General features: G+C 68.8%; 25 protein-coding genes and 1 riboswitch. Of the genes, 8 read left to right on the top strand and 17 right to left on the bottom strand.

What is annotated here, in order from left to right; translation table 11 throughout:
* Positions 1 to 141: 141 nt before the first annotated feature.
* The 6 genes from fusA to ISP17_RS09020 form a co-directional block, all read right to left on the bottom strand.
* On the bottom strand, positions 142 to 2283 hold the full coding sequence (fusA, locus tag ISP17_RS09045; RefSeq protein ID WP_404632269.1) for an elongation factor G: 2142 nt from the start codon (positions 2281 to 2283) through the stop codon (positions 142 to 144).
* Positions 2284 to 2628: 345 nt separating this feature from the next.
* Positions 2629 to 3315, bottom strand: a complete 687-nt coding sequence (locus ISP17_RS09040; protein ID WP_404632267.1) for a M24 family metallopeptidase — start codon at positions 3313 to 3315, stop codon at positions 2629 to 2631.
* A 14-nt stretch (positions 3316 to 3329) separates the two neighbouring features.
* Positions 3330 to 4496 (bottom strand): fatty acid desaturase family protein, encoded by a 1167-nt coding sequence (locus ISP17_RS09035; protein ID WP_404632265.1) that lies wholly within the window; start codon positions 4494 to 4496, stop codon positions 3330 to 3332.
* Positions 4497 to 4570: 74 nt separating this feature from the next.
* The gene (locus ISP17_RS09030) at positions 4571 to 4936 is read right to left on the bottom strand and encodes a DUF1304 domain-containing protein (RefSeq protein WP_404632263.1); all 366 of its coding nucleotides are present in this window, start codon (positions 4934 to 4936) and stop codon (positions 4571 to 4573) included.
* A 24-nt stretch (positions 4937 to 4960) separates the two neighbouring features.
* Positions 4961 to 5698, bottom strand: coding sequence for a 2OG-Fe dioxygenase family protein (locus tag ISP17_RS09025; RefSeq protein WP_404632261.1), 738 nt, complete (start codon positions 5696 to 5698; stop codon positions 4961 to 4963).
* A gap of 419 nt (positions 5699 to 6117) precedes the next feature.
* Complete coding sequence (locus ISP17_RS09020) at positions 6118 to 7134, bottom strand: cysteine synthase A (RefSeq protein WP_404632259.1); 1017 nt, start codon at positions 7132 to 7134, stop codon at positions 6118 to 6120.
* Between the two features lie 149 nt (positions 7135 to 7283).
* Positions 7284 to 7399, top strand: a riboswitch (SAM riboswitch).
* A gap of 81 nt (positions 7400 to 7480) precedes the next feature.
* Here ISP17_RS09020 and metX point away from each other — a divergent pair.
* The 3 genes from metX to ISP17_RS09005 are packed head-to-tail and all read left to right on the top strand — an operon-like array spanning position 7481 to position 10837.
* Positions 7481 to 8512, top strand: coding sequence for a homoserine O-succinyltransferase MetX (gene metX, locus ISP17_RS09015; protein ID WP_404632257.1), 1032 nt, complete (start codon positions 7481 to 7483; stop codon positions 8510 to 8512).
* 37 nt (positions 8513 to 8549) lie between these two features.
* On the top strand, positions 8550 to 9737 hold the full coding sequence (gene metB / locus ISP17_RS09010; protein ID WP_404632255.1) for a cystathionine gamma-synthase: 1188 nt from the start codon (positions 8550 to 8552) through the stop codon (positions 9735 to 9737).
* On the top strand, positions 9734 to 10837 hold the full coding sequence (locus tag ISP17_RS09005; RefSeq protein ID WP_404632253.1) for a homoserine dehydrogenase family protein: 1104 nt from the start codon (positions 9734 to 9736) through the stop codon (positions 10835 to 10837). Before metB ends, ISP17_RS09005 begins: the two co-directional genes overlap by 4 nt.
* A gap of 15 nt (positions 10838 to 10852) precedes the next feature.
* On the opposite strand, the gene ISP17_RS09000 is transcribed toward ISP17_RS09005, so the two are convergent.
* The 7 genes from ISP17_RS09000 to ISP17_RS08970 form a co-directional block, all read right to left on the bottom strand.
* Entirely contained in the window at positions 10853 to 12289 is a 1437-nt protein-coding gene (locus ISP17_RS09000; RefSeq protein ID WP_404632251.1) for a DHA2 family efflux MFS transporter permease subunit, read from the bottom strand.
* Positions 12290 to 12371: 82 nt separating this feature from the next.
* Positions 12372 to 12983, bottom strand: a complete 612-nt coding sequence (locus tag ISP17_RS08995) for a YceI family protein (RefSeq protein WP_404632249.1) — start codon at positions 12981 to 12983, stop codon at positions 12372 to 12374.
* Positions 12984 to 13110: 127 nt separating this feature from the next.
* Positions 13111 to 14778, bottom strand: a complete 1668-nt coding sequence (locus ISP17_RS08990) for an APC family permease (RefSeq protein WP_404632247.1) — start codon at positions 14776 to 14778, stop codon at positions 13111 to 13113.
* Positions 14779 to 14906: 128 nt separating this feature from the next.
* Positions 14907 to 15401: an Ohr family peroxiredoxin gene (locus ISP17_RS08985; RefSeq protein WP_404632245.1), complete on the bottom strand. Its 495-nt coding sequence runs from the start codon at positions 15399 to 15401 to the stop codon at positions 14907 to 14909.
* A gap of 34 nt (positions 15402 to 15435) precedes the next feature.
* Entirely contained in the window at positions 15436 to 16053 is a 618-nt protein-coding gene (locus tag ISP17_RS08980) for a glutathione S-transferase family protein (RefSeq protein WP_404632243.1), read from the bottom strand.
* Positions 16050 to 16826 (bottom strand): SDR family oxidoreductase, encoded by a 777-nt coding sequence (locus ISP17_RS08975; RefSeq protein ID WP_404632241.1) that lies wholly within the window; start codon positions 16824 to 16826, stop codon positions 16050 to 16052. Before ISP17_RS08975 ends, ISP17_RS08980 begins: the two co-directional genes overlap by 4 nt.
* A gap of 144 nt (positions 16827 to 16970) precedes the next feature.
* Positions 16971 to 18011, bottom strand: a complete 1041-nt coding sequence (locus ISP17_RS08970; RefSeq protein WP_404632239.1) for a LysR family transcriptional regulator — start codon at positions 18009 to 18011, stop codon at positions 16971 to 16973.
* Between the two features lie 272 nt (positions 18012 to 18283).
* Here ISP17_RS08970 and ISP17_RS08965 point away from each other — a divergent pair, with 272 nt between their 5' ends.
* The 4 genes from ISP17_RS08965 (at position 18284) to ISP17_RS08950 (ending at position 19752) form a co-directional block, all read left to right on the top strand.
* A complete protein-coding gene (locus tag ISP17_RS08965) occupies positions 18284 to 18763 on the top strand; it encodes a carboxymuconolactone decarboxylase family protein (RefSeq protein ID WP_404632237.1) in 480 nt (159 codons plus the stop codon).
* A gap of 85 nt (positions 18764 to 18848) precedes the next feature.
* Positions 18849 to 19274: a cupin domain-containing protein gene (locus ISP17_RS08960; RefSeq protein WP_404632235.1), complete on the top strand. Its 426-nt coding sequence runs from the start codon at positions 18849 to 18851 to the stop codon at positions 19272 to 19274.
* Positions 19275 to 19418: 144 nt separating this feature from the next.
* The gene (locus ISP17_RS08955) at positions 19419 to 19646 is read left to right on the top strand and encodes a sigma factor (RefSeq protein WP_404632233.1); all 228 of its coding nucleotides are present in this window, start codon (positions 19419 to 19421) and stop codon (positions 19644 to 19646) included.
* Positions 19579 to 19752, top strand: coding sequence for a hypothetical protein (locus ISP17_RS08950; RefSeq protein WP_404632695.1), 174 nt, complete (start codon positions 19579 to 19581; stop codon positions 19750 to 19752). The genes ISP17_RS08955 and ISP17_RS08950 overlap by 68 nt, the downstream gene beginning before the upstream one ends.
* Positions 19753 to 20025: 273 nt before the next feature.
* On the opposite strand, the gene ISP17_RS08945 is transcribed toward ISP17_RS08950, so the two are convergent.
* Positions 20026 to 21408 (bottom strand): L-serine ammonia-lyase, encoded by a 1383-nt coding sequence (locus tag ISP17_RS08945; RefSeq protein WP_404632231.1) that lies wholly within the window; start codon positions 21406 to 21408, stop codon positions 20026 to 20028.
* Positions 21409 to 21489: 81 nt separating this feature from the next.
* On the opposite strand from ISP17_RS08945, the gene ISP17_RS08940 reads away from it, so the two are divergent.
* Positions 21490 to 21744: a glutaredoxin family protein gene (locus tag ISP17_RS08940; RefSeq protein ID WP_404632229.1), complete on the top strand. Its 255-nt coding sequence runs from the start codon at positions 21490 to 21492 to the stop codon at positions 21742 to 21744.
* A gap of 56 nt (positions 21745 to 21800) precedes the next feature.
* On the opposite strand, the gene ISP17_RS08935 is transcribed toward ISP17_RS08940, so the two are convergent.
* From ISP17_RS08935 to ISP17_RS08925, 3 genes are read right to left on the bottom strand one after another with little or no spacing between them, the layout of a single operon-like run.
* The gene (locus ISP17_RS08935) at positions 21801 to 22349 is read right to left on the bottom strand and encodes a YceI family protein (RefSeq protein WP_404632227.1); all 549 of its coding nucleotides are present in this window, start codon (positions 22347 to 22349) and stop codon (positions 21801 to 21803) included.
* Positions 22350 to 22374: 25 nt separating this feature from the next.
* A complete protein-coding gene (locus tag ISP17_RS08930) occupies positions 22375 to 22929 on the bottom strand; it encodes a cytochrome b (RefSeq protein ID WP_404632225.1) in 555 nt (184 codons plus the stop codon).
* Positions 22926 to 23561, bottom strand: coding sequence for a YceI family protein (locus ISP17_RS08925; protein WP_404632223.1), 636 nt, complete (start codon positions 23559 to 23561; stop codon positions 22926 to 22928). Before ISP17_RS08925 ends, ISP17_RS08930 begins: the two co-directional genes overlap by 4 nt.
* Positions 23562 to 23638: the final 77 nt, after the last annotated feature.

Raw genomic sequence — 23638 nt, 5'->3', positions numbered from 1 at the left:
CATGCGATGCACCAAGTGATGCGCGCGGCCACTTGCGCGCCTCGCATGAAGTTGCGGCAGGCACAAAAAAAGCCCGGGGATCGCTCCCCGGGCTTTCTCGGACACCGGCCGTGAAGCCAGTGTGCTTGCGCAAGCGAAGGCTTACTTCGCTTCCTTCTCCATCAGCTTGTCGACCAGGTTGGCCGGCACTTCCTCGTAGTGATCGAAGATCATCGTGAAGGTGCCGCGGCCGGAGGTGGCCGAACGCAGGAAGTTGATGTAGCCGAACATCTCCGCCAGCGGCACGAAGCCCTGCACGAAGGCCTGCGGACCCTTCTGGCCCTGGTCGCTGACCGAGCCACGACGACGGTTGATGTCGCCGATGATGTCGCCGAGGTAATCGGCCTCGGTCACCACTTCCAGGCTCATGATCGGCTCGAGCAGCTTGGGCTTGGACATGCGCTGCGCTTCGCGGAAGCACTGACGACCGGCGATTTCGAACGCCAGCGCCGACGAGTCGACGTCGTGGTACTTGCCGTCCACCAGGCGCGCCTTGAAGTCGAGCACTTCGTAGCCGGCCACCTGGCCCTGGCGCGACTCGACCTCGATCGCGTGCTGCACCGCCGGGATGTACTCGCGCGGCACGCGGCCGCCGACGATCTCGTCGGAAAACACCACGCCCGAACCCGGCTCGCCCGGCTCGAACACCATCTTCACTTCGGCGAACTGGCCCGAACCGCCGGACTGCTTCTTGTGGGTGTAGGTGTGCTCGACGGTCTGGCCGAAGGCTTCGCGGAAGCTGACCTTGGGCTTGCCCATGTTCGCGTCCACGCCCAGCTCGGTGCGCATGCGGTCGATGGTGATTTCCAGGTGCAGTTCGCCCATGCCCTTGAGCACGGTCTGCCCGGTTTCCTTGTCCACTTCCAGCTTCAGCGACGGGTCGGCCTTCACCATCTTGTAGAGCGCGGTGGACATCTTGTCGATGTCGTTGCGGCTCTTCGGCTCCACCGACACGCTGATCACCGGGTCGGGGAAGCGCATGCGCTCCAGCAGCACCGGATGGGCCGGATCGGTGAGCGAGTCACCGGTCTCGGTTTCCTTCATCGAGACGAAGGCGCAGATGTCGCCGGCGCGGACCTCGTCGATTTCCTTGGTGGCGTTGGCCTGCACTTCCACGATACGGCCCACGCGCTCCTTCTTGCCGCGGGTCACGTTCTGCAGGGTATCGCCCTTCTTGATCACGCCCGAGTAGATGCGGGTGAAGGTGAGCGTGCCGAACTGGTCGTTGATCACCTTGAAGGCCAGCGCGCGCACCGGCGCGTCGTCGGACACTTCCTGCTCGCCGATGATGTGGCCGTCTTCGTCCACCATCGAGATGCCGCCGTTCTCACCCGGGTACGGCATGTAGTCGATCACGCCGTCCAGCAGCTGCTGCACACCCTTGTTGCGGTACGAGGAGCCGCAGAACACCGGCACCAGCTTGCCCGCGACGCAGCCCTTGCGGATGCACTCCTTGAGCTTCTCCAGCGAGGGGATGTCGCCGTTGGACAGGTAGGCGTCCATGGCGTCGTCGTCCATCTCCACCGCCGTCTCGATGCTCTGCTCGCGCAGCGAGGCCAGGTTGGCCACCCACTCGCGGTCACCGGCGGCCTGGAAGGCCTTGACCTTCGGATGATCGGCGATCTGGTCCAGCGGGATGGTTTCCCAGGTGCTGTCCTTGTCGTCGCTGTTCCAGATGTAGCCCACGCCGGCGATCAGGTCGGCCATGCCGATGAACTCGTCGTGGCTGCCCAGCGGAATCTGGCACAGCACGGCGTTGGCGCCCAGGCGGTTGCGGATGCCGTCCACGCAGTGTTTGAAGTTCGCGCCGATGCGGTCCATCTTGTTGACGTAGCACATGCGCGGCACGTTGTACTGGTCGGCCAGGCGCCAGTTGGTCTCGGTCTGCGGCTCCACGCCGGCCACGCCGTCGAACACCACCACGGCGCCGTCCAGCACGCGCAGCGAGCGGTTCACCTCGATGGTGAAGTCCACGTGCCCGGGGGTGTCGATCACGTTGATCTGGTGGCCCTTCCACTCGGTCGACACGGCGGCCGACTGGATGGTGATGCCGCGCTTGCGCTCCTGCTCCAGATAGTCGGTCGTGGTCGAACCCTTGCCGTCCTTGGTGTCATGGACGTCGACGATCTGGTGCTTCTTGCCGGTGTAGTACAGGACGCGCTCGGTGGTCGTCGTCTTGCCGGCGTCGATGTGCGCAATGATGCCGATATTGCGATAGAGCTTGAGGGGTTTCTGTCGGGCCACTGTCGGAGTTCCGTAGGTGCGTTTTAAGGGAAGCGTGAGCAGGACAGCGCTCGTGCTGCCCCATGGAATGTCGTGCGCTTGCGGTTTGCGGTGCCTGCACCGCTCCCGTCTGGTCAGGGCGCAGGTGCGTCAAACCGCCGATTATAGCCGGCTTTCTTGGCAAATCAGAGCCCTGCGTTCAGGCGGGCGGTCCAGGCGGGTGACCGGTCAGGCGCGGAAAGGCCTTCGCCCGGTGGCGGAGCGGCGCTCCGCGGTCCGCCGGCTGCCGATTGTTTGGTGCTTGTGATGGCGCAGCTGCCGTGGTCCGAGCGCGATTGTCCGGCAGGCCGCCTTGGGAAACCCCGTTCAGCCAGCCATCCCGGGACGGCCTTGCCCGCCCAGCAGGTCCTCATAAAAGGCGCCGAACGGCTCGGTGGGATGGGCGATCTGGATTTCCAGGATCCACCGCCCGTCGGCGGGGTGGGCGTCGAATGCATCGAGCGTGCCGCCCTTGTGCACCGCGTGCGGGTAATCGCCGATGCGGTGGCCCCGGGTGGCGTGGTTGAAGCGCCAGCCCATCGCCGCGGCGCGCTCGCCGGCAAAGGCATACAGCGCCTCGCCGTTCAGGCCGCGCTGGCGCCAGGCGTCCGCGACCTCGTGGAACAGCGCGCGGGCAGCCTCGGCACAGGCCTGCCGCTCGGGCGAGTGGCCGACCACGAAGGTGTCGCCCACATCGCCCTCGTGGCGGCTGAACACCAGGCCCAGGTCGATGAAGTAGCTGTCGTTCTGGCCCAGCCGCACCGTCGGGTCCGAGCGCTGGCGCCAGGTCTTGGTGGTGTTGGCGCCGATGCGGATCAGCGTGGGATGCCAGATGCGCTCCACGCCGTGGTCGGCGAACACCTCGGCCGCCATCGCCTTGGCCTCCTCCTCGCTGATGCCCGGACGCATGCGCTCACGGATGTCGTGCAGCACGGCCCAGCTGCGCGTGCGCGCCTGCTGCAGCAGGACGGCGTCGAACTTGCGGCCGACGGCTTCGCGAGGTTCGGCAACCATGCGGGTTCGGCAGCTCAGTGGGCGGCCAGCGGCGCGGCGTCGGCCGCTGGCGCGACGACCGGCGCCGCGCCCAGCCGGCGCAGCCAGCGATAGTGCGAGGCGATACCGGCGAAGAACGTGCGGTGCGCGTGGTACGGCACACCGAACTCGCGGCAGGTCGCTTCCACCACTTTCGCCACGGCCGGGTAGTGCACATGGCTGATGCGCACAAACAGGTGGTGCTCCACCTGGAAGTTGAGCCCGCCGATCAGCCAGCTGAGCACGCGGTTGTCGCGCGCAAAATCCACCGTGGTCTGCAGCTGGTGGATCGCCCAGGGCGTCTCCATGCGGCCGCTGGCGTCGTCGGGCTGCGGAAAGTCCGCTTCCTCCACCACGTGCGCCAGCTGGAACACGATCGCCAGCAGGAACCCCGCCACCGCCGATACCGCCGCGTAGAACAGCACCACCGTGCCCAGCGGATGCAACGCCAGCGGCAGGCCGAACGCCAGCGTGAAGAAAACGAGCTTGCCCAGCACGAACAGGACGAGATCCCAGCCGCGCGGACGATCGAACGGCCGCTCGCCGATGCGGCCGGTGATCATGTCGCGGAAGTCGCCGTACAGGTGCCAGCGGATCGCCGTCACCGTGTAGAGCACCCACAGGTAGATGTGCTGGAAACGGTGCCACGGCCGCCGCGGCTGCTCGGGCGAGAGCCGGCCGAGCACGCCCAGGTCGATGTCGCTGTCGTGCTGGGCGATGTTGACGTAGGTGTGGTGGTAGCGCGCGTGCTTCCACTGCCAGATGTACGAGCTGCCGCCGACCAGATCGAGCGTGAACGCCATGATCTTGTTGACCCAGCGATGCCGCGAATACGCCTGGTGTCCACCGTCGTGCATGATGTTGAAACCGATGCCGGCCATCGCCGTGCCCAGCAGCAGGGTCAGCGGCAGCGCCTGCCACCACGCCTGCACGAAGAACACCAGCGCGACATACGAGGCGGCGAACACCGCCAGGATGATCGCGGTTTTCGCGTACATCGCCGCGCTGTCGCGCTGCGCGCAGCCGCGCTCCCGGAAGTCGGCCTCCACCCGCCGGCGCAGCTCGCGCTGGAACGTGTTGTCGCCGTTGAAGGCGAGTCGCTCGCCAGGGTGCGGCGCGGAGCGAAGGGCCTCGTCCCGAGGTTGGATGGAGCCGTGGGACATGCGCAGCCTTTGAGGTGGAATACCGTCGTGATGGTAGCCGCTCGCCTGACGGCGGCGTGTGAGCGGACCGCGATTTATGCGTTACCGACGAGCAGCAGCGCCAGCCCCAGCGCCGCCGGCGCGGCCTGGATCCACAGCACCTTGCGGGTGGCGGTGAGCCCGCCATACACGCCGGCCACCAGCACGCAACCGAGGAAGAACGCCTTCACGTGCAGCCCCTCGCTGCCGCCCAGCCAAAGCCCCCACGCCAGCCCTGCCGCGAGGAAGCCGTTGTACAGCCCCTGGTTCGCGGCCAGTACCTTCGACTGCTCGGCGAACTCCGGCGTGAGGCCGAACGCGCGCCGCCCCGACGGCCGGTTCCACAGGAACATTTCCAGCACGAGGAACCACCCGTGCAGCAGGGCAATGATGGCGATGACGATGGAGGCGGCGGTGGTCATAAGTCGGGCGGTCGAGGCGGGAGATCAGGTCGCGCTGCCGGTGCGGCGGAAGGTCACCACCAGCACGTCGCGGTGGGCCGGCTGCGCCGGGTCGAGCGGGGTCACCGGGGTGACGCCGTGGAACACGCGGGCGTCGTCCACCAGGGCGGCGTCCAGCGGATCGACCAGGGTGAAGCTGCCCAGCTCGGTGCCGTCGGCGGTGTGGATGGTGGTGGTGCCGCTCTCGATGTTCTGGCGGTCCACCATCAGCACCAGCACGTAGTCCACGCCGTCGCGGTGCACGCCCTCGGGCGTGGGTTCGCCCGCTTCGCCGGGCTTCGCCTCGATGCGGAACTGGTGCACCTCGATGTGCCAGCCGCCCGCATGCGCGGCCAGCGTGCCAAACAGCGCGTGGCAGAAGGCGAGGATGCGACGCAGGGTGGCGCCGTCGGCGATCGCCGGCTCGATCGGCTCGAACCAGCGCTGGATGTCGCCCTGCAGCGGGTTGTACGCCAGGCTCTGGAAGTGCGGCTGGTGCGGCGCGCGCACCAGCTGGCCGTCGTCGCCCACGGCGAAGGTCGCGTGCCGGCGGCGGCGGTGGCGGCCCTGCGCGGCGAGGTAGGTATCCGGCGCCAGGTCGTTCCAGCTGGCGGCGAAGGCCGGCCAGTCGGCGAGCGCGGTCGGCGCTTCGAGCAGGTCGCCCATCACGCGGGCGGTGAGAAAGGCGAAGCCGTCGCGCTGCAGGCGATCGTCCAGCGCGGAAAAGTCGGGGAGGGGAGGCATGCGCAAAGCGTAGCAGTTGGCTTTGGGAATGCTCTGACCAAATGGACGCAGACGGCAGCGGTCCGGTCTGTCCACTGGCCTCAGGGCGGCGGAGCACGCGTGGAGGGCGCATGGCTGCGCCCGGCATCGTGGAGCGAGAGAGGCCGGCCCGCCGTCTGTCGAGCCTGCCCACCGCACGCGGGGAGCGACCGCGGATGGTCAGGGCCTTGAGGATCGGAGAAGTCCGGTGGACCAACAGACCCGGCGTCCACCGGTTGCATGAGCTGGCGGAAGAACGATGCCGAGAGCCCGTGATGCAGCGCCGTGCAGTTTCAACAGGCCGCCCGCCCAGCGCCGCACGACACACCCTGTCGACCGGCTGCCCCGCATCCCGCCTGCGCCCGGTTGATCAGCGCATCCCCGACGCGGGCGGACGCCGGTCAGGCGGGAAAGGCCTCGTCAAGCCACTGCGGCACCGGAAGATCCTTCGCGCGCAGGAAGGCCGGGTTGAACAGCTTGGCCTGGTAGCGCGTGCCCGCGTCGCACAACACGGTGACGATGGTGTGGCCCGGGCCCAGCGACCGCGCCAGCCGGATCGCCCCGGCCACGTTGACGCCGCTGGAGCCGCCCACGCACCAGCCTTCCTCGTGCAGCAGCCGGTGCGTCAGCGGCACCGATTCGTCGTCCGGGATCGACCACGCCAGGTCGATCGGCGCGCCGTCGAAATTGGCGGTGATGCGCGAGGAGCCGATGCCCTCGCTGATCGAGTTGCCGCTGGCGACCAGCTCGCCGGTGTTGACGTAGCTGGCCAGCGCCGAGCCGGCCGGATCGGCCAGCGCGATGGTGACGCTGCCCTTGCGCGCCTTCAGCGCCCGACCTACGCCAGCGAGCGTGCCGCCTGTGCCGCAGGCGCAGACGAAGCCGTCCACTGCGCCGCCGGTTTCTTCCCAGATCTGCGGGCCGGTGGTGGCTTCGTGCCAGTCGCGGTTGGCGGTGTTGTCGAACTGGTCGGCAAACCAGGCGCTGCCCGGATCGGCGGCGTTCATCTGGGCGGCCAGCGCGCGCGCCTGGTGCGCGTAATGGCCGGGATCCTTGTACGGCACCGCGGGCACCAGCCTCACCTCGGCGCCGGTCACGCGCAGCGCGTCGATCTTCTCGCGGCTCTGCGTGGCCGGCATCACGATGATCGTGCGGTAGCCGCGGCTGGCGCCGAGCAGGGCCAGGCCGATGCCGGTGTTGCCGGCGGTGCCTTCCACGATGGTGCCGCCCGGGCGCAGCGCGCCGCGCTGTTCCGCGTCGAGCAGCAGGCCCAGGGCCGTGCGGTCCTTCACCGAGCCGCCGGGGTTCATGAATTCGGCGCGGGCGAGGATCTCGCAGCCGGTGGCTTCGGAGGCGAAGCGCAGGCGCAGCAGCGGGGTCTGGCCGACGGCGGCGGCGAAATCGGGGCGTGTCGTCATGGGCTCGTTGCGTGGCTGAGGGCGGGCCAGCATAGCGGCCGCGCCATGGTTTCAGGTGCATCCATTGCCACATGAATATTTCGCATATGGGCGTATAGACGTCTAGACGTCTGTTGACACGGTCGGGAAGTCGCCCTTACAGTCCACCTCACTCATCGAGACCGGCTGAGGGACAGGCCCTTTGAAGCCGGGGCAACCTGCAGGAGCGATCCTGCAACGGTGCCAACTCCTGCGGAGCGCCACTGGCGCAACCGGTAGATGGGGTGTCGCTTCAGGCGCGTTACTCGGCGTCCGCAGCGGGCCACTCCCTCGACTCTCCGCAGGTGCGATGCCACAGGAGAGTCCGATGTCCGCCCAGCTTGCCCAGCTCCCCACCGCTTCCGCCCAGCCGCAACTGGCTGTCGTCGCGCCGTCGCCGCGCACCGCGCTCACCGCGCAGCGCTGCAGCCGCCGCGTCAGCATCGAACCCACCTACGGCGGCGGGCGCTGCGGCGTGGAGGTGAGCTACCTGTGGTGCGGCGCGCCGGATGCGCCGACCGTGGTGGTGCAGGGCGGCATCTCGGCCAGTCGCGACGTGATCGCCGCCGAGGGCGCGGCCCAGCCGGGCTGGTGGCAGGCTCTGGTGGGCGAGGGCAAGGCGATCGACCTCAACCAGTACCGCGTGCTGGCGATCGACTGGCTGAGCCCGGCCGAGCTGGGCGACGCCACCGCCATCTCCAGTGCCGACCAGGCCAACGCGATCAGCGCCTTGATCGACGCGCTGGGCATCGGCCGCATCGCAGCCTTCGTCGGTTCGTCCTACGGCGCCATGGTGGGCCTGGCCTTCGCCAAGGCGCATCCGTGGCAGCTGGACCGGCTGGTGCTGCTGGCCGGCGCGCATCGCGCGCACCCCATCTCCACCGCCCTGCGCAGCGTGCAGCGCGGCATCGTGCGGTTGGGCCAGTCCAGCGGGCAGCTGGACGAGGCGCTGAGCCTGGCGCGCCAGCTGGCCATGACCACCTACCGCGGCAGCGAGGAATTCGCCCGCCGCTTCTCCTCCGCTCCGGAGTTTCGCGAGGATCGCTTCCACTTCCCGGTGGAGGACTACCTCGACCAGGCCGGCCGCCGCTTCGTCGAGCGCTTCGATGCCGAGCGCTTCCTGGCGCTGTCCGAGTCGATCGACCTGCACGACGTGCAGCCCGAGTCGGTGCCCACGCCGGCCACGCTGATCGGCTTTCCCTCCGACCGGCTGGTGCCGCTGGCCGACCTGTGCGAGCTGCAGCGCCGACTCGCCGGGCCGGCCACGCTGGAAGTGGTCGAGTCGCCCTACGGCCATGACGGCTTCCTCAAGGAAACCGACCAGCTCGCCCCCCTGCTGCGCCAGGCGCTGTGTTGCTGAACGCCTCGTCTCTCACGTTTACCGAATCGGATACGCCATGACCACCTCGGCCCCCAGCACCCGCGCCGTCCGCGCCGGCATCGAGTCGGACACCCAGCACGGCGCCGTTGTGCCGCCGCTGCACCTGTCGACCAACTACAGCTTCACGGGGCTCGGCGGCAAGCGCGCCTACGACTACTCGCGCAGCGGCAATCCCACCCGCGACCTGCTCGGCGAGGCGCTGGCCGACCTCGAGCATGGCGCCGGTGCGGTGGTCACCTCCAGCGGCATGTCCGCCGTGGCGCTGGCGCTGGAGCTGGTGCCGGCCGGCGCCACCGTGCTCGCCGCGCACGACTGCTACGGCGGCACCTGGCGGCTGCTCGACGCGTGGGCGAAGAAGGGCCGCTTCAGCGTGAGCTTCGCCGACCTCACCGATCCCGCCGCACTGGCCGCCGGCCTGGCGAAGAAGCCCGCGCTGGTGTGGGTGGAGACGCCCTCGAACCCGCTGCTGCGCATCACCGACATCCGCCACGTGGCGCACGCCGCGCACGCGGTCGGCGCGCTGGTGGTGGTGGACAACACCTTCCTCTCGCCGGCGCTGCAGCAGCCGCTGGCGCTGGGCGCGGACCTTGTGGTGCATTCCACCACCAAGTACATCAATGGCCACAGCGACGTGGTCGGCGGCGCCGTGGTCGCGCGCACGCCGGAGCTGGCCGAGCAGATCAAGTGGTGGGGCAACTGCAACGGCCTCACCGGCGGCGCGTTCGACAGCTACCTCACCCTGCGCGGCCTGCGCACGCTGGGCGTGCGCCTGCGCCAGCACGAGGAGAACGCCGCGCGCGTGGCCGAACACCTGGCCCGCCACGGCGCCGTGCGCAAGGTCTACTACCCGGGCCTGGCCGAGCATCCCGGCCACGCGCTGGCCGGGCGCCAGCAGCAGGGCTTCGGCGCCATGCTCAGTTTCGAGCTGGAGGGCGAGGTGGAAGAGATCGCCGCCTTCGTCGACGGGCTGGAATATTTCTCGCTGGCCGAATCCCTCGGCGGCGTGGAGAGCCTGATCGCCCACCCCGCCTCGATGACCCACGCCTCGATGGCGCCGGAAGCGCGCCGCACCGCCGGCATCGCCGACACCCTGCTGCGCCTGTCGGTCGGCATCGAGGATGGCGACGACCTGCTGCGCGACCTCGACGCCGCGCTGCACCGTGCCGCCGCCGTCGGCGCCTCCAAACGCAAGGTGCGCGCATGAGTGCGGTGCTGGCGGACAAACCGCTCGGCGCGCCGCGATCGCCCAAGGCGCCCACCGAGGCGCCGGCCATCGCCATCGTGCTGCTCGGCACCGGCGTGGTCGGTGGCGCCCTGCTCAAGCTGCTGTGCACGCCGGCTGCGGCGCGCATCCGGCTGGTCGGCGCGGCCAATTCCAAACGCCAGCAGACCGACCCGGCGCAGCTCGCCAGTCGCGGGTTGCGCGAGCAGCTCAAGAGCCAGGGCGATCCGCGCGACAACGCCACGCTGCTGGCCGCGCTGGACGCCAGCGGCGTGGTGACGAAGGTGATCGTCGACGCCACCGCCAATGCCTCGCTGGCCGCGCGCCATGCCGAATGGCTGGAGCGCGGCTATCACGTCGTCACCGCCAACAAGGCGCTGGCCGGCGGCGAGCTCACCGGCTGGCGCGCGCTGCAGGCGGCCACCGCTGGCGCGGCGCGCTACGGCGATTCGGCCACGGTGGGCGCCGGCCTGCCGGTGCTTTCCACCCTGCGCCGCCTGCGCGGCTGCGGCGACGCGCTGCTTACGCTCGAAGGCGTGTTCTCCGGCTCGCTGTCCTACCTGTTCAACCAGTACGACGGCAGCGTGCCGTTCTCCACCCTGCTCGGCGAGGCGCGACGGCTCGGCTATACCGAGCCCGATCCGCGTTCGGATCTCTCCGGCGACGACGTGGCCCGCAAGCTGCTGATCCTCGCCCGCAACGCCGGCTTCTCGCTCAACACCGACGAGGTGGAGGTGGAGAGCCTGGTCCCCGAAGCGCTGCGCCCGCTGTCCACCGAGGCCTTCCTCGATCGCCTGGTCGAGCTCGACGCGCCGCTCGCCGCCCGCGCCGCCGAAGCGCGTGGGCGCGGCCACGTGCTGCGCTACCTCGCCCGCCTCAACCAGCGTGGCCACGCCCGCGTGGGCCTGGTGGAAGTGCCGGCCACGCACCCGGCCGCGCGCCTGTACGGCACCGACAACCAGTTCGCGCTCACCACCACCCGCTACAACACCCAGCCGCTGGTGATCCAGGGTCCGGGCGCGGGACCGGAAGTCACCGCGCAGGCGCTGCTGGGCGACGTGCTGGCGCTGGGCGGGATCTGAACACGTCCCGCGGACTCACTCGCCCGCGCCAAGGGTCGCCTCGCGGGCCGCGGGCTGGGGGCGCAGCGCAGTGGCGCCGGCCAGCGCCGCCGCCGCCGCAAAGCAGGCGCCCGCCACGAAGGCCAGGTGATAGCCGCCGTTGAGCGCGGCCAGCGCAGGTCCGCCGGACGCCTGCAGGGTGCCTGTCCGGGCGGCGGCGAGGCTGGCCAGCACCGCCAGCCCCAGCGCGCCACCCATCATGAAAGCGGTGTTGACCACGCCCGACGCCAGTCCCGACTGATCCGGCGCGACATCGCCCATGGCAGCCAGCAGCACCGGATTGAAGGCGATCCCGGCGCCCAGGCCCAGCAGCGTCATCGCCGGCAGCACGTCGACGACGAAGCGCCCGTCCAGCGGCGCACGCGCGAACAACGCCAGCCCCGCCGCCGCGATCGCCAGTCCCGCGGTGAGCGGCAGCCGGATGCCGAAACGCATCACCAAACGCGCCGACAGGCCCACCGAACAGGCCGCCATCACCAGGTTTGCGGGAAGGAAGGCCAGTCCCACGCGGAACGGGTCGTAGCCGAGCACCTGCTGCATGTACAGCGCGGACAGGAAGAACCAGGCGAACATCGCCGCGCACCACAGCACACCGATCAGGCTGGCCACGCTGAGATTGCGATGGCGGAACAGGCCCAGCGGGATCAGTGGCGTGCGGACCCGCATCTCCACGGTAATGAAGATGGCCAGCATCGCCAGCGCCGCCGCCAGCACGCCCAGCGTGTGCGGCGACGTCCAGCCGGCCTCGTTGCCGTTGACGGTGGCGTAGGTCGCCAGGGTCAGCGCGAGCGTCACGGTGATCGCGCCCGCCAGGTCCAGTCGGCCTTCGTACGGCTTGCGCGTGCCGGGCACCAGTCGCAGCGTGGCCAGTGCCACTGCCACGCCGATCGGCAGGTTCACCAGGAAGATCCAGTGCCAGCTCAACGCACTGGTGAGCAGGCCGCCCAGCAGTACGCCGATGCTGCCGCCGCCGGCGCAGACGAAGCCGTAGATACCCATCGCCCGGGCGCGATCGCCGGCCTCGGTGAACAGGTCCATGATCAGCGACAACGCCACGGCCGAGACCACTGCACCGCCCAGACCCTGCGCCGCACGCGCCGCTACCAGCAAGCCACGTGACGTCGCCAGCCCGCACACGAGCGAGGCCAGCGTGAAGGCGGCGATGCCGATCAGGAACACGCGGCGGTGTCCGAGCAGATCGCCCAGTCGACCCGCCAGCAGCAGGAAGCCGCCGTAGGTGAGCATGTAGGCATTGACCACCCACGCCAGCGCGGTCTCGGAGAAGCCGAGGTCGGCCTTGATCGAGGGCAGCGCGACATTCACGATCGTGGTGTCCAGCACGATCATCAGCACGCCCATGCACAGCACATAGAAGGCCAGCCAGTCGTGGCGGGCAGGGGCGTTGGCCGTCATCGGAAGACTCCTCGCATCGTTTTCTGCCGGAAAAGCAGGACGGGGGATCCTGCGATCCGCATCGTGGCCGGCATCGCTGCCATCAATCGGCGGCCTGGATCGCCTCGACCTGGATCCGCAGCGTCACGTCCATGTTGAAGCCGTAATCCTTGCCGGCGGACATGCCGAAAGCGTCGCGCTTGAACATTGCCAGCGCGTCCGCACCGCAGACCTCGCGCTTGAACACCGGATGCGGCATGCACTTGAAGCTGCGGATGGCGAGCGTGAGCGGGTGGCTGACGCCATGCAGTGTCAGCGTTCCCTCCACGCGCGTCGGCGCGCCTTGGCGAAAGCCGGCGAGATGCCCGGAGTAACGGGCCTGCGGCCATTGCCTGGTATCGAACAGTTCGGGCCCCTGGGCCATCGCGTTGAGCTTGTCCTGCCCGAAGTCCGCGCTCGCCATGTCGACCGTCACGTCGACGGTGCCGCTCTGCGCGGCACGGTCGAGGGTCACCGTGCCGCGACTGGAGTTGAACTTCCCGCGCCAGACCGACAGCCCGCCCATGTGGTCGGCCTCGAAGCTGGGGTAGGTGTGGTCCGGGTCGATCCGGTAGGTGACCGGTGCCGCGGCGGCGCTGGTGCAGGCAAAGGCGGTGAGCACGCCGAAGGCCAGGGCAAGCGTGGCGGCAGGGCGAAGGCGGGCGGGCTGGCGCATATCGGGTGGTCCTCGGGTGGATGGTGCAAAGACGACGGATCGCGCGCCGCGGTTTCGACAATCGCCAAAAACGAAAACGCGCGGACCAGCCGCGCGTTTTCGTTGAAGCTACCCGGGTGAGCCGGACTCAGCGATGTCCGGTGGCGCGCTCCACCTCGTCCTCGTCCGGCGGAATCTGCAGGTCGTCCGGATGCCGGTTGGCCTCCATCCGCTCCGCCTCGATCGACGGCGTGCGCCAGCCGGACTTCACGCCCCACAGGAAGAACACCAGGCCGATCACTGCCACCAATGCCAGATCCCAACCGTAGGGGATGTAGCCGAGGCCACCGAACTTGGCGCTGCCCATCTTCGACACCGCGGCCAGCGTGATCAGGTAAGCCACCAGCCACCACGCGCCCCTCAGGTGCGAGGCGAAATCCTTCCAGCCGTGCTTGGCCTGGTAATAGAAGTACACCGGCAGCGCCACCACCATCAGCAGGATGATCTCGCCGGTCAGCGGCCACTTCGCCCAGTACAGCAGCTCGGCCGACATGATGAAGGCGATCGCGGCGATGATCGGCAGCCCGGCCAGCCGGAACGGGCGATGCAGCTCCGGCGCGGTGCGGCGCAGGGTCATCACGCTGACCGGGCCGGTGAGGTAGGAAATGATCGTTGCCACCGAGATCACCGCGGCGAGCGAATCCCAGCCGCGGAAGAAGAACAGGAACAGGAACGACACCACCAGGTTCAGCCACATCGCCGGGCGCGGCACGCCCGACTTCGGATCGATCCGGCCGAAGATCGCCGGCAGCGTGCCGTTGCGCTCCATGCCGTAGATCATGCGGGCGGTGGTGGCGGTGTAGGTCATGCCGGTGCCGCTGGGGCTGACGAAGGCATCGGCGTACAGCAGGATCGCCAGCCAGTTCAGGTTGACCAGCACCGCCAGTTCGGCGAACGGCGAGCTGAAGTTGATGCCCTTCCAGCCGGCCTGGGCCAGCAGGTCCGGCGGCACGGCGCCGAGGTAGGCGATCTGCAGCAGCACGTAGACCACGGTGGCCAGCGCGATGGCGCCGATGATCGCGAACGGGATGCTGCGCCCCGGGTTGCGCGCTTCGCCGGCCAGGTTCACCGGGCTCTGGAAGCCATTGAAGCTGAACACGATGCCGGCCGTGGCCACGGCGGTGAGGATCGCCGCGAAGTCGTTCGCGTGGCTGCCGCCGCTGGCGCCCACCGACAGGTTCTCGCTGTGGAAGCCGCTGGCGATCAGTGCGATGCCGGTGGCGGCCGGGATGATCAGCTTGACGATGGTGATCAGGCTGTTGGAGCGGGCGAACAGCTTCACGCTCCAGAAGTTGAGCAGGAAGTACACGATCACCAGCACTGCCGCGAAGCCCAGGCCCAGGTGGCTGAGTTCGCCGTGCTTGCCTGGCGCGGCGTGGTAGAGATCCTGCGCCCACTGCCACTTCCAGCCGGCCATGTACTGCACCGAGGCCTCGGCCTCCACCGGGATCACCGAGACGATCGCGATCCAGTTCGCCCACGCCGCGATGAAGCCCACCAGCGAGCCGTGCGAGTAATGACCGTAGCGCACCATGCCGCCGGACTCGGGGAACATCGCGCCCAGCTCGGCGTAGGTCAGCGCGATCGACAGGATGATCACCGCGCCCAGCACCCACGCCCAGATCGCGCCCGGGCCGGCCAGCTTGGCGGCGTTCCACGCGCCAAACAGCCAGCCCGAGCCGATGATCGAGCCCAGGCCGGTGAACATCAGGGCGAAAGGTCCGACATCACGTCGGAGCGAGTTCTGGTTTGCCATCGAGGAACCCCTGCGCGGCGGAATCGCCGCGGTTCAAAACCACGATAGTGGCAAAGTGGGCCGGGGCTGTCACGCCGCGCCCGCAACGGCGAGCACGCGCGCCCGCCGTCGTTCCGTCCGCGGCGCGATCACGGATCGAGCGAGACCACGCAGTCGATGCCTGCCCGGGCCATCTTCGCGTAGGGGCAGATGCGCTCGGTGTTGCGCACGAGTTCCTCGGCAATCGCCCGGTCGACGCCCGGCAGGCGGATGCGGATGTCCGCGACGAGCATGAACAGGCCATCGACCGGGTCGCGGCCGAAACTGACCCGGGCAACGATCTCGGCGTCGGGGATCGCCACGTTCGCTCGCGCCGCGAGCAGGCTCAATGCGCCGTGGAAGCAGGCGGCGTAGCCGGCGGCGAACAACTGCTCTGGATTGGTGCCGCCGCCCGGGCCGCCCATCTGCTCGGGCAGACGCAATCGCACGTCGAGGGCGCCGTCGTCGGAGCGGGCCACCCCGGAGGCGCGGCCATGCCGGGATTCGCCGCCGTCGACGCGCACGGTCGCCGTGTAGAGCGGAAGGAAATCCGCCCCGAGATGCTTGTCGAGCAGGGAGAGCGGAGGGGGTCGCAGATCGGTCATGACGGGCACGGCTCCTTGACGGGCCGGATCGGCCTCAGGCGAGAACGCCCTCTTCGGCAAGTATCGCCGCCTGCACGCCCGGATCGGCCTCCATGCGACGGGCGAAGCGCATCAGGTGATCAAGGCCGTACAGTCCCATGTCCAGTCCGACGGCCCAGCGCAGGATCACCAGCAGATACGGATCGGCGACCGAGCGTCTCCCGACCAGCCAGTCGCGGCCGGCCAGCCGGGTGTCGAGTCGCTCCAGACAGGTGCGCAGGTATCGTCGCGCACCGTACACCGGCACTCCCGCCGGGATTTCTTCTTCAAGAAAGCATGAGGCCCGCAGCAGCGGCAGGAACGCCTTGTGCACGTCGGAGTTGAGAAACCCCAGCCAGCGCATCACCTCGGCGCGCCCGCGCGGCGACCCGTCGCCGAGCAGCCCCGTTTCGGGCTGGACCTCGGCGAGATAGCCGAGAATCGCCACGTTCTCGGTAAGCGTGAAGTCGCCGTGTTCCAGCATCGGCACGGTACCAGTGGCATTGCGCGCCCGGTATGCCGGCGACTTCAGGCTGTCGTGGCTCATCCTTACCGTTTCGTACGGCGCACCGATCCATTCGAGCACGATATGCGCGGCCAGCGAGCTGGCGCCCGGCAGGAAGTAGAGCTTCACGCCGCCGCCCCGTGGTTGCCGAACGCGGAGCGGGCGAACCAGGCGTGGAAATCCTGCTTGCCCAGCCGTGCGCCGTCGCCGGGCAGCAGCGTGCCCGGCTCCAGCACGGCGCCGAAGTAAGGGGCCTGCGGGTCCGCTACCACCTTGCGGGTATCCCCGATGGCGGCGAGGAAGCGTTGCACCCATGCCGCCATCGGCGCCCGCTCGGGACCGCCGATTTCCACCGTGCCGTTGACCGCGGCACCGAGCGCAGCATCGACCACCGCATCGGCGACATCGTCCGAGGCGATCGGCTGCATCAACCCGCTCGAAATACGCAGCTCCTTGCCCTGGCCGGCATCGCCGGCGATGCCGTTGAGGAACTCGAAGAACTGGGTGGAGTGGACGATGGTGTACGGGATGCCGGCCGCGCGGATCAGTGCTTCCTGGGCCATCTTGGCGCGGATGTAGCCGCTCGCCGCAAATGCGGGACGCCCGGTGCCCACCACCGACAGCGCCACGTGATGCTTGACGCCGGCTTTCTGTTCCGCGCCGGCTAGGTGGCGGGCCGATGCCTCGAAGAATGCGAGCACCGCCTTGTCCTCGAACGAGGGCGAGTTGGCGACGTCCACCACCACGTCGGTGCCAGCCATCGCCGCGTCCAGGCCTTCGCCGGTCACGGCGTTGACACCCGAGGACGGCGCTGCGGCCACCACGTCGTGGCCGCGCTTGCGCAGGCGCTCGACGACCTTGTTGCCGATGAGCCCGGTACCACCGATGACGACGATTTTCATGGGAAGCCTCCGTTCTGCATGGGCGCCAGGGGCGCGTGACGATTCGATCCTAGGCATGGCGGCTGGCGGCCGGTAGGCACGTCGGCGGGCTCGCCGTGTTGCGCTGGACGCACCAATCGTCGCGCCGCGGGCGAGCCGGCCAGGTCAGCCGCGGCCAGCCGCAGACGTTTGCCGTGGTTCGCGCGAGATTGCCGGCGGCACGGGAGCGAGCCCGGTCGCACACTCCAGATCCAGCGCGCGCACGGCGGTGGTCATGTAGTCGATGAACACACGGATGCGCGCCGGCAGCTGCAGTCGGCTCAGATAGCACAGGTAGTGCCCGCGATCGTTCGGCGCATATTGCGCCAGGCAGGCCACCAGCCGGCCGGCGCGCAGGTGTTCGCTGACCTGGTAACCGGGCATCTGCGCGATGCCGTGGCCGTCGAGCACGGCCTGCAGCACCAGCTCGTCGTCGTTGAACGTACAGGTGGACGACGGCTGAAACTTCTGCACCCGACCGTCGACCTTGAACTCCCATTCGGAGATCCGGCCCGATGCCGTGCGGAAATTCACGCACGAGTGCTCGGGCAGGTCCTCCACTTGTCGCGGCAATCCCCGCGCCTGCCGGTATGCGGGCGAGGCGCAGACCAGCATCGGCATCGGTATCAGCTGCTTGGCGATCACCTGGCTGTCGCCCAGATGCCCGTCGCGAAAGGCCACGTCGATCCGGTCCGCGCTGAAGTCGGTGGGGCGATCGTCGAGCATCAAGTCGACGGCGATCTCCGGATAACGGGCGCGAAAACCGTTGAGCAGCGGCGCCACGATGCGACGTCCGAATCCTCCCATGGCGCTGATCCGCAGTTGCCCGCGCGGCGGCCCCTCGCGCAGGTCGCGCATGTCCTCCAGCGCCTGCACGATGCGCTCCACGCCCGGATGGCAGTTGCGGTAGAACAGTTCGCCCTCGCGGGTCAGGGTGGTGTGCCGGGTAGTGCGCAGGAACAGCCGCGTGCCCAGCTGGGACTCGAGCTTCTGCACGCTGCGGCTGACCGCCGAGCGGCCGACGCCGAGGCGGTCGCCGGCGCGGGCGAAACTGCCTTCGGTCGCCACGGCGATGAACGCCACGACACCGGCATAGCTGGCGGAAAAGGTCGCAGCGAGGGCGTCGCTGTTCGCGCAGTGGGATCGGTCTTGCGAATCGGGGGTCATCGGTCGTGTCCGGGGAGGTCAAGGCTCTGCGCTCGCCGGCGCGAGGCGCATTCCGCGCCGGCCAGGGCCGGTCCGTACCTCACAGACGTTTCAGTGGCGACATCTGTGACGCCGCCGGCGAATTGTTTCCTGTGCAGCAACACCAGGAGCCCGCCGCCGGACCTACCGCACCCGGCACCACGAACCTAGGCTGAGCCGGTCACGCCATCGAGCGCGAGCAGCTACCTCAGCCGATCTGAGGGACGACCAGACGCCCACCGAGGATTCAGACCATGACCCAGCGTATCGACTACCAGCAGCAAGCCCCCGAGCTGTTCAAGAAGCTCGTCGCCATCAGCATGCAGGCCGCCCAGGGCGGCATCGAGGCGGCCATCGGCCACCTCGTCGAGATCCGCGCCTCGCAGATCAACGGCTGCGCCTTCTGCGTGGACATGCACATCAAGCAGGCGATGATTCACGGCGAGCGTCCGCTGCGCATCCACCACCTCACGGTGTGGCGCGAATCCCCGCTGTTCTCCGAGCGCGAGCGCGCGGCGCTGGCGTGGACCGAGGTGCTGACGCAACTGTCGCCGCACGGCGTGCCGGACGACATCTATGCGCTGGTCCGTGAGCAGTTCACCGAAAAGGAGCTCACCGAGCTCACCTATGCGGTGATGGCGATCAACGCCTGGAACCGCATCAATGTCGCCTTCACCAGCGTCCCCGGTACCGCCGACAAGGCCTACGGGCTGGACAAGGCCGGCCTGGCCTGATCCCCCGATCGGCGCGGCGTTGTCGCGCCGATCGCGTTCTCCACGCCCGCCGTCACCGGCACGGCCCCTTCATGAGGACACTTCCATGCGCAGCTTCAAGACCTTCGGACTGCTGTTGCTGCTCGCCACCGGCGCGGCGGCGGCCCATCAGACCGAGCACGCCATTGCCGTCCCGGGTGCGCCGACGGCCAAGGTGGCGGAGCTGATGACCAAGGCACTCAAGGACTATCCCGGCAAGGAGGGCGAGATGATCCTGGTCACCTACCCACCCGGCTCGGTCGATCCGGTCCACCGCCACTATGCCCACGCCTTCGTCTACGTGCTCGAGGGCCACATCACGATGGCCCTGAACAACGCCAAGCCGGTCACGCTGGGGCCGGGCCAGACCTTCTACGAAGGCCCGGAGGACGTGCATACCGTCGGCCGCAACGCCAGCAAGACCGAGCCGGCCCGGTTCGTGGTGTTCCTGCTGAAGGAGCAGGACAAGCCGGTGCTGATTCCGGAGCATTGAGCATTCGTCGCGCCGCTTCGGGGCGCCGGGTTCCTGGGAGGGGTGGCCGTACGGTGCGGTGTCGACCGTATTCCCGCGCCTTGGCGTCGTCGGGTGGCAATCGGCGTAGGCTGACGACGTTAGGTCGATATCACGGTCCATCCGATGGACGTCGCCACCGCCACTTTCCGCGATCTGCGGCCGAGGCTGCAGGGCATCGCCTACCGCCTGCTCGGTTCCGTTTCGGAATCCGAGGACATCGTGCAGGACGTGTGGTTGCGCTGCCACGCTGCGCCACAAGGATGCTCTGCGCATCGAGCGGGTGATGATCAACGGCCAGCATGCCGTGCTGCGCTATATCGATGGCGAGCTGGAGTCTGCCCAGTCCTATGAAAGCGACGGCGACCGCATCACCCGCGTGCACGTGCAACGCAATCCCGAGAAGCTGGCCCGGCTGGTGGCGGCCATTGCGCAGCGCCGACTGCAGCCGGCGGCCTGAGACGTCGAGGGCGCGTGTACGTCGCCCGGCGGGTGCCGGCTGATCCGCGCATCCCGGAACCAGCGCATCATCCATGCGAGATGGCTTGGCGCGTGCGCCCTGCGCGGATACGGCAGGGTCTTCCGGAAGGAATTATTTCGGGGGCGCTCCCGGACATGCCGATCGGCGCTCTTTCCCACGCAGGGGGAGGCCATGCACGAGAAATACGGCGCGGGCACCGACGGCTGCGGGAAGCCGAGGGCTGGCATCAGTGAAAGGAGGGCGTGATTCCTGTCAGCACTCGATCACGTTCACCGCGAGGCCGCCGCGCGACGTCTCCTTGTACTTGTCCTTCATGTCGCGGCCGGTGGCGCGCATGGTGGCGATCACCTTGTCCAACGACACGCGGTGCTTGCCGTCGCTCTTGAGCGCCATACGGCTGGCGTTGATCGCCTTCACCGAGCCCATCGCGTTGCGCTCGATGCAGGGAATCTGCACCAGGCCGCCGATCGGGTCGCAGGTGAGGCCCAGGTTGTGCTCCATGCCGATCTCGGCGGCGTTCTCCACCTGCCAGATGCTGCCGCCCAGTGCGGCGGTGAGCCCGCCGGCGGCCATCGAGCAGGCCACGCCCACCTCGCCCTGGCAGCCGACCTCGGCGCCGGAGATCGAGGCGTTCTCCTTGTAGAGGATGCCGATCGCGCCCGCGGTGAGCAGGAAGTCGACCACGCCGTTCTCGTCGAAGCGCGGGCAGAAGCGGTGGAAGTACTGCAGCACCGCCGGCACGATGCCAGCCGCGCCGTTGGTGGGCGCGGTCACCACGCGGCCGCCGGCGGCGTTCTCCTCGTTCACCGCCAGCGCGTAGAGATTCACCCAGTCGAGGATCGTGAGCGGGTCCTTCAGTGCGGCCTCGGGCTGGCGGCGCAGATCCTCGGCCATCGCCGGCGCGCGGCGCGCCACCTTCAACCCGCCCGGCAGGACGCCGGGCGAACGCAGGCCGCGCGCCACGCAGTCCTGCATCGCCTGCCAGATGGTCAGCAGGCCGGCGCGCGTTTCCGCTTCCGGCCGCCACACGCTCTCGTTGGCCAGCATCAGCTGGGCGATGGTGAGTCCGTGCTGCTCGCACAGCTTCAAGAGCTGGTCGCCGCTGGAAAACGCGTAGGGCTGCTCGGTGGTGTCGGCCACGATGCGGTCCTCGGCCGCCTCGTCGTGATTCACCACGAAGCCGCCGCCCACCGAGTAGTAGTCGCGCGTGGCCAACTCGTTGCCGTTGGCGTCGTAGGCGGAAAAGCGCATGCCGTTGGTGTGGAACGGCAGCTTCTGGCGCTTGTTGAACACCAGGTCGGCCTTCTCGTCGAACACGATGGTGTGGCGACCGAGCAGCACGATGCGGTGCTCCTTGCGGATGCGCGCGAGCGTGGCAGGAATGCTGTCCGGGTCCACCGTGTCCGGGTGCGCGCCTTCCAGGCCCAGCAACACCGCCTTGTCGGTGCCGTGGCCGCGGCCGGTCATCGCCAGCGAGCCGAACAGCTCCGCGCGCACGCGCGCCACCCGGTCCAGCACACCCTTCTCGTCCAGCCAGCGCTCGCAGAAACGCGCCGCCGCGCGCATCGGCCCCACCGTGTGCGACGAGGACGGCCCGATGCCGATCTTGAAGAGGTCGAAGACGCTGACGGCCATGGATACGCTGCGGGGGAGTGGGGAAGGCCCGCTATTCTAGGCGCTCCCGCCAGCCCGGCGTCTGTACGCCCGCGTGTGTTGATGAGCCACCTGATCCTCTACCAGCGCGATTACTGCCACCTGTGCGACGCCGCCCTCGCCGTGATGGCCGAGGCGCGCGCGCCGGATTTCGACAGCGAATGGGTGGACGACAGCGCCGAACTGGAAGCGCGCTACGGCACGCGCGTGCCGGTGCTTCGGGATACGCGGGATGGGCGGGAGCTGGACTGGCCGTTCGATGCGGCGGCGGTGCGGGTATTTCTTGACGCGCCAGACAGCCTTGCGGGGAGTGAATAACGCCACCCCTCGTCCAGTCTCGGAGATGTCGGACTCGACTTCGGCCAGCGCGTGACCTACTTCGCCGTCAGATTCAGATGCGCCGTCACCGCCACCTCATCGGCGATCACCGACGTATCCGCGTAATCCCCGCCGCCCACGCCGAAATCCAGCCGCTTCACGGTGCCCTTCACGTCGAGCGTGGCGTTCTTGCCGTTCGGCTTGAAGTCCACGGTGAGGCTGACCGGCTTGGTGACGCCGTGCAGGGTGAGGTTGCCGTCGGCGATGACGGTGGTGCCGCTCTGGTGGAAGGCGGTGGTGACGAAGTGGGCCTTGGGGAATTGGGCAACGTTGAAGAAGTCGCTGCCGGGCAGGGCGGTATCGCGGTCGTTGTCTCCGGTCTTAGCGCTGGCAAGGTCGACGATGACGTCGAACTTCGACGCGTCGAGATGCGCCGGGTCGTAGGCGATGGCGGCGTCGAACTTCTCGAAGTGGCCGTCGAAGCCCGAGCCTTGGAAGTTGCCGTGGAAAGCCAGCGTGCTGCCGGACGGCTGCACGGTGTAGTCGGCGGCGCTGGCGAGGCCCGGCAGGGCCAGCGCGCACAGGAGCAGGGCAAATCGCGTCATGGTCGATCTCCTTTAAAGGAAAGCATCAGTCGCGCGGGCGGCCGAACGGCAGCATCCGGCGCAGCACGTTGTCGTTGTCGAACACGTGGTGCTTGATGGCCGCGCCCACGTGCGCCACCAGCACCAGCAGCAGCGCCCAGAACAAGAGCTCGTGCGCCTCGTGCGCGACCTTGGCCAGCTCCTCGTTCTTGGCGGCGATGGCCGGGAGGTTGAACAGCTTGAAGTACTGCAGCGGGAAGCCGCGCAGCGAGTTGAACCACCAGCCGGTGAGCGGCAGCGCCACGATCATCAGGTACAGCACGCCGTGCACGGCATGCGCGGCGAGCTGCTGCCAGCGCGGGCCGGGCTCGTCCCTGGGGCGGCGGTCGAACGCGCGCCACAGCAGGCGCAGCGCGAACAGCGCCAGCACGGTGAGGCCGATCGACTTGTGCCACGCGTACACGCTGATCTTGCTCATCGACGGCGTCATGTCGGTCATCAGCAGACCCCACACGCCGTTGACCAGGATGGCCAGCGCCATGATCCAGTGAAAGAACTTGGCGACGCTGCCCCACTGGCGGTCGGTGCTGCGAAGGCTCATGGCTTGTCCTGCGATGTGGGTGCGGATGTGGATGCGGGCGCGGCCCCGGCGTCGCGGATGGCCTCGATCTCCAGCTGCACCAGCACCTGGTCGCCGATGGAGTTGGCGAAGGCGGTGATGCCGAACTCGCGGCGGTCCAGCGCGGCGGTGGCGGAGAAGCCGGCGACGGTATGCAGGCCGTAGACCGTGCGGGCGAGGCGGTTGAACTGGAACGGCACGTCCACGGCCTTGCTCACGCCGCGCAGGGTGAGCTGGCCGTGGATCACGCCGTGGCTGTCGTCGGTGCGTTCCACCGACGTACTGGCGAAGTGCGCGTAGCGGTGGCCGGCGGCATCGAGCAGGGCGGGCTTGAGCACCGCCTTGTTCCAGTCGGCGTCGCCCATGTCCAGGCTGTTGAGGTCGATATCCAGCTCGGTGGCCGAGTTCTCCCAGTGATCCGGATCGAAGCGCAGCCAGCCCCTGGCGATGTGCAGGCGGCCCCACGGGCGCGAGTAGCCGTCGTGGGTGATGTTGAAAAGCACCTGGCTATGCACCGTGTCGAAACGGTAGCTGTCGGTGGCGGCCCGCGCGGGCGCCGCGCCGGTGAGCGCGAGGGTGGCGAGAACGATCAATACGGGCAGTCGCAGCGTCATTCGACGAGTCTGGACGAAGACGAATGACCGTGCCAGCGCAGCCGGTGGAACAGATTGTCCCATCGGCGAACCCCTGG

The organism is Dyella ginsengisoli (assembly GCF_044904665.1).
GTDB lineage: Bacteria > Pseudomonadota > Gammaproteobacteria > Xanthomonadales > Rhodanobacteraceae > Dyella_A > Dyella_A ginsengisoli.
The sequence above is the reverse complement of the archived record's forward strand: the minus strand, read 5'-3'. Positions and strand labels throughout refer to the sequence as shown.

Excerpts from the sequence above, each read along its gene's own strand:
- ISP17_RS08965 (WP_404632237.1), top strand. The coding sequence starts at position 18,284 with ATGACCCAGCGTATCGACTACCAGCAGCAAGCCCCCGAGCTGTTCAAG.
- ISP17_RS08950 (WP_404632695.1), top strand. The coding sequence starts at position 19,579 with ATGATCAACGGCCAGCATGCCGTGCTGCGCTATATCGATGGCGAGCTG.
- ISP17_RS08995 (WP_404632249.1), bottom strand. The coding sequence starts at position 12,983 with ATGCGCCAGCCCGCCCGCCTTCGCCCTGCCGCCACGCTTGCCCTGGCC.
- ISP17_RS08935 (WP_404632227.1), bottom strand. The coding sequence starts at position 22,349 with ATGACGCGATTTGCCCTGCTCCTGTGCGCGCTGGCCCTGCCGGGCCTC.
- ISP17_RS09040 (WP_404632267.1), bottom strand. The coding sequence starts at position 3,315 with ATGGTTGCCGAACCTCGCGAAGCCGTCGGCCGCAAGTTCGACGCCGTC.
- ISP17_RS08955 (WP_404632233.1), top strand. The coding sequence starts at position 19,419 with ATGGACGTCGCCACCGCCACTTTCCGCGATCTGCGGCCGAGGCTGCAG.
- ISP17_RS08985 (WP_404632245.1), bottom strand. The coding sequence starts at position 15,401 with ATGACCGATCTGCGACCCCCTCCGCTCTCCCTGCTCGACAAGCATCTC.
- ISP17_RS08940 (WP_404632229.1), top strand. The coding sequence starts at position 21,490 with ATGAGCCACCTGATCCTCTACCAGCGCGATTACTGCCACCTGTGCGAC.
- ISP17_RS09005 (WP_404632253.1), top strand. The coding sequence starts at position 9,734 with ATGAGTGCGGTGCTGGCGGACAAACCGCTCGGCGCGCCGCGATCGCCC.
- ISP17_RS08930 (WP_404632225.1), bottom strand. The coding sequence starts at position 22,929 with ATGAGCCTTCGCAGCACCGACCGCCAGTGGGGCAGCGTCGCCAAGTTC.
- ISP17_RS09000 (WP_404632251.1), bottom strand. The coding sequence starts at position 12,289 with ATGACGGCCAACGCCCCTGCCCGCCACGACTGGCTGGCCTTCTATGTG.
- ISP17_RS08945 (WP_404632231.1), bottom strand. The coding sequence starts at position 21,408 with ATGGCCGTCAGCGTCTTCGACCTCTTCAAGATCGGCATCGGGCCGTCC.
- ISP17_RS08975 (WP_404632241.1), bottom strand. The coding sequence starts at position 16,826 with ATGAAAATCGTCGTCATCGGTGGTACCGGGCTCATCGGCAACAAGGTC.
- ISP17_RS08970 (WP_404632239.1), bottom strand. The coding sequence starts at position 18,011 with ATGACCCCCGATTCGCAAGACCGATCCCACTGCGCGAACAGCGACGCC.
- metB (WP_404632255.1), top strand. The coding sequence starts at position 8,550 with ATGACCACCTCGGCCCCCAGCACCCGCGCCGTCCGCGCCGGCATCGAG.
- ISP17_RS09025 (WP_404632261.1), bottom strand. The coding sequence starts at position 5,698 with ATGCCTCCCCTCCCCGACTTTTCCGCGCTGGACGATCGCCTGCAGCGC.
- ISP17_RS09030 (WP_404632263.1), bottom strand. The coding sequence starts at position 4,936 with ATGACCACCGCCGCCTCCATCGTCATCGCCATCATTGCCCTGCTGCAC.
- ISP17_RS09020 (WP_404632259.1), bottom strand. The coding sequence starts at position 7,134 with ATGACGACACGCCCCGATTTCGCCGCCGCCGTCGGCCAGACCCCGCTG.
- metX (WP_404632257.1), top strand. The coding sequence starts at position 7,481 with ATGTCCGCCCAGCTTGCCCAGCTCCCCACCGCTTCCGCCCAGCCGCAA.
- ISP17_RS08960 (WP_404632235.1), top strand. The coding sequence starts at position 18,849 with ATGCGCAGCTTCAAGACCTTCGGACTGCTGTTGCTGCTCGCCACCGGC.
- ISP17_RS09035 (WP_404632265.1), bottom strand. The coding sequence starts at position 4,496 with ATGTCCCACGGCTCCATCCAACCTCGGGACGAGGCCCTTCGCTCCGCG.
- ISP17_RS08990 (WP_404632247.1), bottom strand. The coding sequence starts at position 14,778 with ATGGCAAACCAGAACTCGCTCCGACGTGATGTCGGACCTTTCGCCCTG.
- ISP17_RS08925 (WP_404632223.1), bottom strand. The coding sequence starts at position 23,561 with ATGACGCTGCGACTGCCCGTATTGATCGTTCTCGCCACCCTCGCGCTC.